The sequence below is a fragment of the Spirosoma harenae genome (assembly GCF_054776975.1).
Genome location: NZ_BAAHBD010000009.1, coordinates 134,414 through 147,713, shown reverse-complemented (window position 1 = coordinate 147,713; position 13,300 = coordinate 134,414). Strand labels below are relative to the sequence as shown.

9 protein-coding genes are annotated in these 13,300 nt (G+C 49.3%); all 9 read right to left on the bottom strand.

Annotated features, from left to right (window positions below):
- Positions 1-120: 120 nt before the first annotated feature.
- On the bottom strand, positions 121-1,200 hold the full coding sequence (locus ACYVE4_RS13560) for an alpha/beta hydrolase (protein ID WP_461040580.1): 1,080 nt from the start codon (positions 1,198-1,200) through the stop codon (positions 121-123).
- 14 nt (positions 1,201-1,214) lie between these two features.
- Complete coding sequence (locus ACYVE4_RS13555) at positions 1,215-2,375, bottom strand: alpha/beta hydrolase-fold protein (RefSeq protein ID WP_461040578.1); 1,161 nt, start codon at positions 2,373-2,375, stop codon at positions 1,215-1,217.
- Between the two features lie 69 nt (positions 2,376-2,444).
- Entirely contained in the window at positions 2,445-3,377 is a 933-nt protein-coding gene (locus tag ACYVE4_RS13550) for an alpha/beta hydrolase (protein ID WP_461040576.1), read from the bottom strand.
- A gap of 60 nt (positions 3,378-3,437) precedes the next feature.
- Complete coding sequence (locus tag ACYVE4_RS13545; protein WP_461040575.1) at positions 3,438-4,295, bottom strand: sialate O-acetylesterase; 858 nt, start codon at positions 4,293-4,295, stop codon at positions 3,438-3,440.
- Positions 4,296-4,325: 30 nt separating this feature from the next.
- Positions 4,326-5,909, bottom strand: a complete 1,584-nt coding sequence (locus tag ACYVE4_RS13540) for a glycoside hydrolase family 43 protein (protein WP_461040710.1) — start codon at positions 5,907-5,909, stop codon at positions 4,326-4,328.
- A 22-nt stretch (positions 5,910-5,931) separates the two neighbouring features.
- Positions 5,932-6,405: a VOC family protein gene (locus ACYVE4_RS13535; protein WP_461040708.1), complete on the bottom strand. Its 474-nt coding sequence runs from the start codon at positions 6,403-6,405 to the stop codon at positions 5,932-5,934.
- A 174-nt stretch (positions 6,406-6,579) separates the two neighbouring features.
- On the bottom strand, positions 6,580-8,802 hold the full coding sequence (locus tag ACYVE4_RS13530) for a glycoside hydrolase family 127 protein (RefSeq protein WP_461040706.1): 2,223 nt from the start codon (positions 8,800-8,802) through the stop codon (positions 6,580-6,582).
- A gap of 215 nt (positions 8,803-9,017) precedes the next feature.
- On the bottom strand, positions 9,018-10,700 hold the full coding sequence (locus ACYVE4_RS13525; protein WP_461040574.1) for a glycoside hydrolase family 43 protein: 1,683 nt from the start codon (positions 10,698-10,700) through the stop codon (positions 9,018-9,020).
- A gap of 121 nt (positions 10,701-10,821) precedes the next feature.
- Positions 10,822-13,281 carry a glycoside hydrolase family 95 protein gene (locus ACYVE4_RS13520; protein ID WP_461040573.1) on the bottom strand — a complete coding sequence of 820 codons (2,460 nt, stop codon included), beginning with the start codon at positions 13,279-13,281 and terminating at the stop codon, positions 10,822-10,824.
- Positions 13,282-13,300 lie beyond the last annotated feature (19 nt).

Genomic DNA, 13,300 nt, shown 5'->3' with positions numbered 1-13,300 from the left:
CGGCCGGTGCCGAACGAAGGATCTTTAATTTTCCTGACTCGTACGTTAGGATACTTTAAGATCCTTCGTTCGGCACCGGCCGCCCAGCTCAGGATGACAAAAACAACTTTGAATTTCACATTACTTAAATATCTCCTGCAACGTAGTAGCCAGGTATTGCTTGCAATTCATCCAGGTGTGGCCTCCGGGAACGATGTAGCTTTTCGTCTTGATTTTCTTCTCTTCGAACATCGCGATGTTCTTTTTCACGGGTTCGTAGAGAAAATCTTCGGTACCTACACTGATGGTGAATAATTTCAACTGACTATTGATTTTAGCCGCATCAGGTGACCAATTGGCGAAGTTTTTCTGAAACTCTTCTGTAGCCGTATAGGGCGCATACGAACAGATGTAGGCGAACTTGTCGGTGTTGGTCAGTCCGATGTTCAGCGTCTGGCCACCACCGACCGAAAAACCAGCCACCGCCCGGCTTTGGCTGTCTTTGTTGACTGGATAATTGGCCTCAATGAAGGGAACGATATCAGCGACCATGTCTTTGGTGAAATCGGGCATGGGCGCGGGCCGAACGTTTCCGTAGGGCATCACAATCAGCATGGGTTTGGCTTTGCTCTGCGCAATCAGGTTATCAGCTATCAGGTTGGCGCGACCTACTTTGGTCCAGGTTTCTTCAGTATCTGATCCACCATGAATTAGGTACAGGACTGGGTATTTTGTCTTACCGTTCGGATTGAAACCGGGTGGCGTATAGACTAGCAATTGACGTGTCGTTCCCAACGTACCGGATTTATAATACCGATAGCTAACCTTGCCATGCGGTACGTTCTGGAGCGAATGAACCAGCGGCTGATCGCCCGGTACGTCGACAATGCTACGTTTAAAACGTTCATTGGCGAAGATATACGTGTTGCTTGGGTCGGCGAGTTGCACACTATCGACGGTGAAACTATACGGATAAATGTCTGGCTTAACGGGTGGCACCGTAACGCTCCAAATGCCGGACGTATCTTTCGTCATCGCGACCGGAGCCTTTAGAAACTCCCCGTTCAGGGTCACTTTCTCGGCTTTGCGCGAAAAGTATTTGAAGGTGATACTATGGTCGGGATGCACTTCGGGCGAGCTGATAGACGGCGGCCGTTGCTGAGCGATAACCGTACTGGCCGAGCAAAGCAGGATTGACAGTAGATAGTTGATACGTTTCATGACAAGGGCTTGGCTTATTGGAACAGAAGTGGAGTAGTTGCGGCAATGTACGTTTTGACGTTCATCCAGGTGTGGCCTCCGTTCGTGATCAGGCTTTTGTAATTCACGTTTTTCGCCTTCAGGTAGTCCATAAATTCGACGGTGCCTTTGTAGAGAAAATCGTCGCTACCGACGCTCACCCACAGTAATTTAAGTTGCTTATTGGTGCTAGCAGAATTGTCTACGATGGGTTTGTAGCTACGTTCCATTTCCTCTGGCGACAGGTAGGAACTGTAGGCACAGACCCACGCAAATTTGTCCATGTTGCCGAAAGCGGTACGGAGCGTCTGCCCACCCCCGCGCGAAAATCCGCCGATGGCCCGGTTCTCCCGATTGGCCACAGTCCGGTAGTTTTTCTCGATGTAAGGAATAACATTACCGGTCAAATCGGCACCAAAATCGTTGGCCCGTTTTACCGCTTCGGGATTGTCGCGCCCCGTTGGGTCGGCAGGTTTGGAGCCTCCTTTCTGTTCGGCTACGCGGGCCGCTATGTTGCCATAGGGCATGACAATGATCATCGGCTTGGCTTTGCCTTCCGCAATCAGATTGTCCAGAATCAGATTCGTTTTGCCGACTTTGAAAAAGGTTTCTTCGGTATCGGTCGTGCCACTGATCAGGTAATAAACGGGATACTTTTTTGATGGCGACTGATCGTAGCCCGGTGGCGTATAAACCACCAGCGACCCCGTTGTGCCCTCCGCCGACGGGTAGTACTCATACGTAATAGTACCATGTGGTACGTCCCGCATGGCGTGAATCAGGGGCGTATCGCCGGGAACATCGACCAGACTGGCCTTAAACCGCTCGTTCGGAAAAAACGCTACGTTAGCTGGGTCCATGACCGTTACACCATCCACCTGAAAACTGTACGGATAGATATCGGGTTTGACGGGGCTGGTCGTTACGCTCCAGATGCCCTGCGCATCTTTAGTCATGGCAACGGGCGCTTTTTCAAACTGCGCGCTTAGCTTTACGTCTTTGGCCTGTGGAGCCAGGTAACGGAACGTAATGGATTTATCGGCGTTCACCTGGGGCGATACTACCAGCGGGCCTCTTGGAGGCTGAGCTAACACCAGGCTTGAAAGGCAGAGAAAAGTCCACAGGAGACAGAAATGATTTTTTAAGGGTTTAAGCATAGGTATAGTGTTTAGGAGTTGCAGATTACTTGTGAACGAACTTCGCGCTGGCGGGCTAATCAGGCCTGGTTAGTTGCTTATCCAGTTATTCTGTTTCATCCAGGCAAAAAGCGGCTCCATCCAGCCGGGATGGCGGAAAATAAACCCGTGATCGCCCTTGGGATAGATGTGCATTTCGACCGGCACTTTCTGGTGTCTTAGTTTTTCGAAATAGATAATGCTGTTATCGACATCGACCAGCTTGTCATCGGCCGCGTGAGTCAGGTAGGTGGGTGGCGTATTGGCCCGAACCTGCAACTCGTTGGAGAATAGGTCAACATCCTGCCGCGACGGATTTTTACCCAGCAAGTTGTCGTGCGAGCCACCGTGTGTCAGGCTGTCCTGCATACTAATTACGGGATAGACCAGAATCTGAAAATCAGGGCGCAGGCTGGTGTTTTGGGCATTTTCGATATACGACTTGTCAAAATGCGTAGCCGCCGTCGACGCCAGATGCCCACCTGCTGAAAAGCCCATAATACCTACTTTGGCTTTATCGATACCCCACTTTTCGGCGTTTTCGCGGACCAGTTTTATGGCTTGCTGAGCATCCTGCAACGGGCCAATTTTCTTGTCGGGCATGATGGCATCGCTGGGTAATCGGTATTTTAGTACAAAAGCTGCAATGCCTTTTTCGGCCAACGCTTTGGCCGTATTGATGCCTTCGCCCTGATACACCACGACTCCGTAGCCCCCACCGGGAATAACTACCACAGCAGTCCCCGACGCTTTTGCGGGATTGGGTTTAAAGTACTCAAGCGTAGGTTTGGTTACGCCCTTAAAGACACCCGTTTCCGCTCCCGACTCCTGCACGTCTGAGGTTTTTGAATTCGGAACTGCAGCGGGGTATAAAGAAATGATTTCCTGAGCTTTTCCAACAAAGGGAGCCGCCAGAAACCAACTGGTTAAGGCGACCAAACACGTTACTTTTCCTGCTGTATCTCCTAAATAAAATCGGTTCATAATAGCCAACTTTAAAATCACTTTAGCATACATTAAAACGGCCTACCGCCCATGATGTGATTAGTTCGTTACAATCGGTTTATGCCCCAGCAACGTCAGCATTTGCATGGCGTAGCGCTTTCCTAATTCCCGATAGCCAGCGGCATTAAAGTGCAGGTTATCAGCCGAGTCAGTACAGCCAGCTGAGGAAATTACGTGGGCGTTTTTGATCGTTTGCGGTAGCGTGGCAATAATTCGGTTCATGCTGGCACAAATACCACCCTGATCGGCATTCACTGTTTCGCCCGCCAACAGCGGTACTTTTCTGGGTTTCAGCTTCAGGTCGTGCATCAGGTTATCGTAAACCACTTTGACCTTTTTCGTCCACAGCGTGTCGCCAGTATTCGACTCGCCCTGATGCAGCAGAATGCCCTTGATAACGCCATCTTTCTGGGCCAGCTTCGCCATCTCGACCAGTCGGCCATATGGATTGCCACCGTATTCTTGAATGAAATTTTTCATCCATCCCGGCACCGTCGTAGCGTATGACTCGTACTGATCTTTGTCGAATAATTCGATTTTGCAGCCGCCTACCGCTACGTTGATGACTCCTACGCGAGCTTTTTCGGGAAGATTCGCCAGTAGTTCCCGGCCAAAATAATCGGATGGCGTAAGTCCGGTCCGGCAGCGGCACAGGGGCGGAACAGCGGTGTACCATTGACCCATTTTTCGGTTCAGGCTTGGACAGTCTACGGCCTCCATCACCTGGAAGCGGCTGTCTACATTGACTGTATCCTGCGGTTCTATTTTGGCGTTCCCCTCCATGTTGGATTGCCCGAAACAGAGAAAAATATAGAAGTTCTTATCCTGAGCGTATCCGTTTAAGCTGATAAACAGTAAGCCCAGGAGAAGCGTAGCGGTTGAAAACGTCTTTTTCATAAGGAGCTGGATAAAGGATTGGGTTGAGCGTTAATTTTTTACAGGCTGTACGATTGTGTTGGCAATTCGGAAATAATCGAAATCGGCGTAGCCGCCCGTTTGCTGGGTCGCGTAATTAAACAGCCCGAACCGATAGCCCATAAAGTGTGGAAGGGTGTAGGGCAATTTTAGCGGCTCTCCGATATGAGTCCAAATTTTGCTATCCAGACTATAAAAGAAATTAGCCGTGTCTTTACGGTCTTTGAAATCACACTCCGCTTTCAGATAAACCGTTTTCTGATTTATCGGCACCCGCTGCACCTCAATCGGCTTGCCCGAACTCTCACTGACCATGACAAGGTGGTTTTTCCCATTTTCCCGCTTTACACCCACCAGACCATAATTTTTTTGCAACAGACACAAACCAGCAAAATCGCCTTCTTTCAGATTCGATACGTCCAGCGCGATAGAGCCCGACGATCCCGGACCGATGGTACGTTGGGTAAGCGTATTTCGGGCCAGCACAAACGACGTATCGATACGTCCCGTTTTCAGCCGTAAATAGCCGGTTCGATCATTAACCGACCACAGTGTGTTGTCAGGATTATGATTCCACTGCCAGACGAGCGGCAACGTGGGTTCGCCTTTTTTGCGGGTAAATTCGTCGGATGCTACGATTCCCGGAATCAGACTTTTGTTGGCAGGCAGGTCAAGTGTTTCAGGTACTTTGCCGTTGACACCCAATACCGGCCAGCCATCTTCCCATTTGACAGGGACCAGATACGGAATACGCCCAACACCACCAAAATCGCGGAACAGATAGGCAAACCATTTCCCATCGGGCGTATCAATCAGACCGCCCTGCGCTACGCCCAAATCCTGAAGGCCAATTCGTCCTTCCCACGGCCCGGTTAGCTTATCCGCGCGGTGAATGACCACCGTTCGCATGCCGCCTTTAGGCCACGTAATGTTGAAGAGATAATATTTGCCGTTGACCTTAAAAAGCTGCGATCCTTCAGCGGGCAAGCCCCCGCCCGTGCCGGATGGCGTACTGGCGTTTTCAATTAGTATTTGCTCCGTAGTGCCCGGTTTTACCCCGGAAGCATCGGCGTTTAGTTCAAGTATTTTGAGTTTGCCCGCGCCATAAATCAGATACGTTCGGCCGTCGTCATCGAAAAATAAGCTGTGGTCGTGGTAAGATGGTGAAAACGAAGTTGCTTTCCAGGGGCCTTTCTCAATGTTTTTGGTGGTATAGATGTAGGTCTTACCGGTAGTTTGAGCGAAGGTGCTAACGTAGTACGTTCCGTTATGAAAACGCAGGCTGCTGGCCCAGGAACCACGTCCGTAAGTGCTTTTACCGTTGGTCAGGTTCAGCGCATCGACACTCGCTAACGTATCATAAGCATAGCCAACCATCTCCCAGTTGACCAGATCTTTCGACTTCATGATTGGCAAGCCCGGACTCATATGCATGGTGGTGCTGCTCATGTAATACGTATTCCCCACCCGTATCATGGCCATATCCGGTACATCGGCGAAAATGATCGGATTGTGAGCCGTTTGGGCTTTTGCCGAGAACTGTATCAGCAAAAGCCAGGGGACCAACAAACCACAACGAGAAAGGGCGATTTTCATGGAACGCATGCGATAAGAAGGATTATTCGAGTGGCCCGATTAGCTCAATGAACGTACCGTCGGGGTCCTGTACAAACACAAAGTGCGATTTGTCATTCAACGACGTCGGTGTACTGCCCAAAAACGGCACTTTCATTTGGGTTAACCGCTCAATGATAGGTTTCAGCGCTTTTACCTGAATGGTGATGTATTGCATGCCCGTATCATCCTGAATATGATTTGGCTTCGGATGCGACGGCTTTTTGCCGAAACTCATCAGCTTCCAGTCGGTGGCTTCGGGGCTATTTTCGAGTTTCAGAATGGTAACTCCCACTGCTACGCCATTCGTAAGCCCGGAGCGTTTGCCAAAATCTTCATTGATCGTGAAACTGCCCGTTTTGACCATGCCGATGCCATTAACGTAAAAGTCCAGCGAACGCTCGAGGTCGGCGACAACAACCCCTACGCCAATAACTTTACTGCTGAAATTGGACTGCGCCGAAGTGACATAATTCATCAGGACAGCGGCAATTAAAAAGGTAACTCTTACTATCAACTTTTTCATAAACTGTATGTACGTTCGTGGATTCTAATCAATTTCCTGGCAACATTACCCTCTAAATAGTGTTGCTAGGACACTTTTCATTCTGGCAACAATTATCCCCTTTCTAGCCATTCTGGAATGAATCATTTATTCGTGGTTTAAGAGTCTGATCTGAGAAAACCGGGGGGTGTTTAAGCCATTTCGGGCAGTAATTTTCAAACTAATTACTTCATCATCAATCGCTTTTAACCGAATGGTTTTGCCCTCATTAGAAATTAATTCAGCAGGCTTACCATTAAGAATAAAGCTGACATCATCTGTCTTTATAATATCTAATACGTTAATAGTCAAAATCTTACCTACTCCATTTTTATTCTGTAATTCATACGAAATGAAGGAACGGGTACGTCTCCAGAACTGATCGTCATCGTAACCTGATTCGCTTTTTTCGCCTTTGTAGGCGTGATCAACTTCGGGCTGCTGCTCACCGCAATTCACCTTATCAACCGTTTTTGCTTCAATAGCCAGCGCTTCGGCTTCCTGCTGCTTTAGCCGGGTTTGCTGTTCACGGTAGGCCGTCGGTGTAAACGTCTGAAAATACATCTGATAGCGGGCATCGTGTATTTCATAAAACGGTTGCAACGTCAACGAATCCAGACGGAATGTTAGCCCATCGACAGGCTTAATTTTCGAACGATACGTATCGGCATTGCCAATGAGCGCGTAGGCGTTGTCGAGCGGATAAAGTTTGCCTTTTGTTTCATGCCCCATCCGGCTATCGTCGGCAAAAAGTCCGGTCAGATCATTCGTTGATGTTTTGGCGGCCAAAACGATGGGGCCATGCACGAAAGCCGCCCAGTTAGAGCCATCGGGCAGATACTCCAACTGAGTTGACGTTGTGAAACGAACGGTTAGTTTATCACCCGTTTGCCATTTTCGACTGATGGTTGCGTAGACCGAAGGCTCACTCACTACGTTCTGGGGCTCGCCATTGACCAGAATAGCAAGGTTCCCGGCCCATTTCGGATAGCGAATGTGGATCGAAAAAACCTGCGGCTTTTTCAGGCTCAGGGCTAGTTGCGTTTCGTTTTTGTACGGGAAGCCTGTGACCTGGCTGAGCTGAATCCCCTTTTCTTTCCAGTCCAGCGTTGAGGGAATGAATAGATTGACAAACAGGTCTTTATCGGAATGACTGTAAATCAGTTCGCCGTATTTGGTATGATTTTCCAGCCCCGATCCCACGCAGCACCACATACTGGTTTCGGGCTGCGAATACACCCGGTAATGGTTGGGACGAATAGGCGTGAAATAAACAAACCCACCTTTCTCGGGATGCTGTGTCGATAGAATATGATTGTAAAGCGTCCGTTCGTAGAAGTCCAGATAGCTGGGATCAGTCTTATCCAGAAACAACGCTTTACTTAACCGGAGCATGTTGAACGAATTACAGGTTTCAGGCCCCTGATTCGACTTGAGCATCCGGCTAAAATCGGTTGTCGGATTGAAATGCTCCCGCACGCTGTTCCCCCCAAACGCTACACTACGTTTCTGCGAGACATTTTGCCAGAAATACTGAGCCGCATCCGACCAATCCGTTTTGCCCGTAAGCATGGCTATTTTTTCGTACCCAATTACTTTTGGAATTTGCGTATTGGCGTGAAGCCCCGTCAGCTTATCCTGTTTTTCCAGCAGCGGATTTAGCAAGGCGCGATGCGACAGTTTCTGAGCGGTTTCAAGATATTTCCTGTCCTTGGTCAGTACGTATAAATCGGCAAACGTTTCGTTGATGCCGCCATGTTCGGTACGTAGCACCTGCTGAATCTGATCGTCGGAGAGCGGTTTGATGAGATCGATAAACCAGTCGCCCAGCCCGATCAATACGTGTTTCGCCTGCTGATTTCCAGCGTATTCGTAGGCGTCGCGCAACCCTGCAAAAAGCTTGTGTATGTTGTAAAGCGGCACCCACGTATTGTTCAGTCCAAAACTACTTCCGTCGATATCGCCTTTGTGAATACGCTCCCAGAAAAGTTTCCCTTGCGGAATGCCCCCTACGTACCCATTGCCGTTTTTTGCCTGACAACGAGCTAGTTCCGAAATCATATAGTCCAGACGCTTTTTGAGTTCGGTATTATCCGTAGACGCATACATCATAGCCAACGCCGACAGATAGTGCCCGCCGATATGGCCGTCCAGGCCCGAACTTTCCCAGTTCCCGTACCGCTCAGCTTTCAGAGGAAGACCCGCATCGATCAGGTACGGCGCTAAAAGCTTATCGGGATTTAGCGCCAGGATATATGTAAGGTCAACGTCCTGCGCATTTTTGAATGCGCCATCCGTCAGCCTGACTTCCTGCAAGGGAAACGACTGCATCTGAGCCAACGTCGGGAGGCTAAGCAAGAGGAGAGCAATAAGTAAGAGTCTAGTTTTCAAGATCTATGGTACTTTTTCTTTTTTTGTCATCCTGACGCAGCCGGGCCGCCGGAGCGGAAGGATTTTAACGCTTCCTAACGCTCAGATAAGTAGACTTTAAGATCCTTCCGCTCCGGCGGCCCGGCTGCGTCAGGATGACAAGACCTGGCGCTGTTTTACTTTTTAAACATCGGATCATCGCCCGCATATTTCAGGTACTGAAACGAAGCTGAATTCGTACTAGCCTCTCCCGATGACGTAGCATACAGGCCGTATACACAGCCGATAAATCCGCCGGATACTTTGGTACTCAAGAATTTACCATCTACTTTATCCTTCATTAGCTGCCAGTTTTTAGCGTCAGTAGCGTAATAGAAACTGTAGCTATCACCCTGTGATGTGATGCGTAAACCTACTTTGCTCGCTTTGGCATCCAGCGGTACTTCGGTTAGCAATTCCATGTCCTTCGATCTTGGCTTGCTTTGGTAGAGTTGGAGCACGTCTTTATCCTGCGCTTTTGATTTTGACAGGAAATAGAAATGACCTTCGTCCTGTAGAATCACAAGCCCTGCTTTTTCTTTCTCTGACTTTGGCGTGAAGGTCAGTTCCGTTTCGGCAGTGCTGTTGAGGTGCTGCTGGCGTTTTCCGATAAAGGCAGGATTGCCCATTTCCATGATCGTTTCAGGTTTGAGTTTCAGCGTCAGCCCTTCCTTTTTCGATAGGGAGTATGAATTTTTATCATGGGTCCGCAGGAATAAAAGCGACGGGTCCAGTTCTTTGTCAAAAGAGATTGTGTAAGCAAAATTGCCCGATTGTGGGACTGCTCGTTTTTGTTTAATTTCTTTATAACTAACAGGATAACTATAGGCGATAGCCTTCTCGCCATGTTCGATCATCGGCCAATCGTCTTTCCACGTTAAGGGCGCAATGAAGGTTTCTCGGCCCGTATTGTAATAGTCACCTTCATAAGGACGTACCGCCAGAAAAATCGAATACCATTTCCCATCCGGGCCTTCCACAAATTGCGCGTGCCCCGCCGAGGTAATGGCGTCTTTACGGTCGGCGGGCAACTCACGCTGCGTCAGAATCGGATTTCCTTCAAACGGTACGTATGGTCCCCAGACATCTTTGCTACGTAACACCACTTCGGAGTGATTGACCGACGTACCGCCCTCAGCCGCGTAGAGGTAATACCAGCCGTTTCGTTTCAAAATGTGCGGTCCTTCAATCCAAACCGGCTTTTTCGACAAATCCACCCCACCGTTGACAAGCTGTTTTTCTTCGCCGATAACTTTCAAATTCACCGGATCAAATTCATACATACGGATCGTCCGATGGCCCGAATACAGCGGCTTGCGGTCGGGCGCGTCGCTGTTGTAGATGATGTAGGCTTTGTCGGTACTTTCATCGAAATAAATGGAGGGATCGATGCCGCGTACCTGCGGAATTTTAACAGGATTGCTCCAGGGACCAGCGGGATTTTTAGCCGTCACGACAAAGTTACCGTCGTGGTCGATGTCGGTGCAGGTAACGTAGAATGTGCCTTTATTATAGCTGATGCCTGGTGCAAACAGCCCACGCGTCAGGCGTTCGCCCATAAAGTCCATTTGCTCGGGTCGGTCGATGACGTTGCCGATTTGCTTCCAGTTTTTTAGGTCTTTACTATGCATGATCGGAAGACCGGGAAAGTACGAAAACGTCGAGTTAACCAGGTAATAGTCTGGCCCAACCTTTACGATACTGGGATCAGGGTAGAAACCAGTCAGAATTGGATTAACCAAGGTGGTTTGCGCTGAAACCAGATGGTTCAACACCAGACCAAATACTATAAAAAGAACCGAAAAAAGGCGGTTATTCATGAATAAGGTATTTGTTATAGAACTACTTGTTATTGACTTTTTTACCCCTAAATCCCCTGAAGGGGACTTTGCTCATTTGCGAAATAAGTCCCCTTCAGGGGATTTAGGGGTAATTCTCTTCCTATTCAATTACCAACGTGTACACCTTCCCGCGTTGCGTCGGTAAATCGTATACTATCGTTTCTTTCAGCGCTGGTGCCGTTACGTTAGCTTGGGCCGATTTAATAGCCGCTGGGGTTTCTTCAATTACATAGAACAGATTCAGATTTTGTCCTGATGCCTGTTTCAATGTTCCGCCGTTGACTTTCAGCGCGTTCGGCACCCGTAAGCGAAGGTTGCCGCCCAGGTTCGATTTGACGACTACGTTCGTGAGTTTGCCGGCCTTCCATTCCATGTTTACGATCTCAAATCCACCCCGCGCCCGTAAACCGCTAATACTACCCGTTGGCCAAACATCGGGTAGGGCGGGCAGCAATTGAAGGCTACCATCGCTGCTTTGCATGAGCATTTCGGTGATGCCCGACGTGCAGCCAAAATTGCCATCGATCTGGAACGGCGGGTGCGCGTCGAACAAGTTGTTGTACGTACCGCCCCCGTCCTTCGTGATGCCCAGCGGAGTCAGTTGATTCTGAATCAGTTTGAAGGCATGGTTGCCATCCTGAAGTTTGGCCCACCAGTTCACTTTCCAGCCCATGCTCCAGCCGGTCGATACGTCGCCCCGGTGCGTTAAGGTCGTTCTGGCGGCACTGAATAAGTCAGGTGTGCGGTAGGCCGAAATTTGGTTGGAGGGGAACAGGCCATACAAATGTGATACGTGCCGGTGCTTGTCGTTTGGGTCGTCGACATCGTCGAGCCATTCCTGCAACTGACCATATTGCCCGATGTGCATGGGCGGCAGTTTACTACGTTTCTGTTTCAGCAGTGCTACGAAATCTGTGTCTTTTTTCAGCAGCTCGGCGGCACGTATCGCTGTGCTGAATACGTCGAATACAATCTGGTTGTCCATCGTTGTACCCGCATCCAATGATGAGCCACCATGCGCTTTGGGTGCGTTTTCAGGCGAGGTGCCGGGATTGACTACCAGCCAGTGATATTTGGGATGTTCGATCAGGAAATCGGCGTAAAACTGGGCAGCACCTTTCAAAACCGGGTAAATCGAGGCCAGATACGTCTGATCGCCGTTGTATAGATAATGCTCCCACAGGTGCTGGCTAGTCCATCCGCCACCGGCTACCCACATGCCCCAGAACGCGCCATCCACCGGACCGTTGATGCGCCAGATGTCGGTGTTGTGATGCGCCATCCAGCCACCCGCTCCATACATAACTTTAGCGGTCTCCTTACCAGTTTCAGATAATTCCCGAACCATCTTCAAAAACGGCTCATGAAGTTCGCTGAGAGCCGTTTTCTCGGCTGGCCAGTAATTCATCTGGGCATTGATGTTGATGGTGTATTTGCTGTCCCAGGGTGGGCGCATTTTGTTATTCCAGATGCCTTGCAGATTGGCGGGTTGACTTCCGGGCTGCGAGGAAGAAATCAACAGATACCGACCGTATTGGTAGTAGAGCGTTACCAAATGCGGATCGTTGACCGAGCGGAAATTATTCAGGCGTTCGTCAGTGGGTAGTTTGGCAGCGTCTGTAACACCTAAATCAAGTTTAACGCGGTTGAAGTACTTCTGATACGTAGCAACGTGCGGATTCAGAATGGTCGCGAAGGATTTTGGATACGCTTTATCTAGAAATGCATTAGCTCGTGCGTTTTCGTCTCCGCTCAAGTCTTTGTAGTTGTTGAAATTGGTAGCAATCGCTACGTAAATCGTAGCTGCGTTCGCATTTTTTACGATGAGCGACGTATCGTTGGCCGCCAACGTACCGCCGGATGTTTTGATCCGGGCAATGGTTTTAAATTTCACCATGCCTTTTACACCTTCATGATCCGACGTAGTGCCAGAAAGCGTAAGGTCTTTGGTCGGCGTAGTTTTGCTTTCGAATGTTTTATGCTGGGTAGAAAACGAAGCGGAAAACGACAGCTTGCCAGGCTTGCTGGCGGTTAGTTGCATCACAATGACATTGTCGGGAAACGAGGCCAGCACTTCCCGCGTGTACGTTACGTCGCCAACAGTATAGGACGTTTTGGCTACGGCCCGTTCAATATCCAGTTCCCGGTAATAGTTCGTAACGTTTTCGGGTCCGTCGAAGGAGAGGAGTAGATTACCTACAGGCTGAAACATCTGCCCATGCGATTTTTTGGTAATGATGGATTTGTTGGCAAGCTGCTCAGCTTCTTTCTGTTTGCCATCGAAAATCAACTTTCGAATTTCGGGCAAAGCAGCCAATGCATCGGGGTTGTCGTTCCGGTTTGGGCTACCGCTCCAGACCGTATGTTCATTGAGTTGAATAATTTCCTTCGCTACGTTTCCGTACACCATTGCCCCCAGCCGACCATTGCCAATAGGTAAGGCATTTTCCCAGGTTTGGCCGGAAGGTTTGTTATACCAGAGTTTTAACGCAGGCTTGTTCTGCGAGAAACAAACCGTTGTCGAGCAAGTCAGGAGAAAAAGATAAAGCAAAAGTCGCATTAGCTTAGGCAAATCGTGA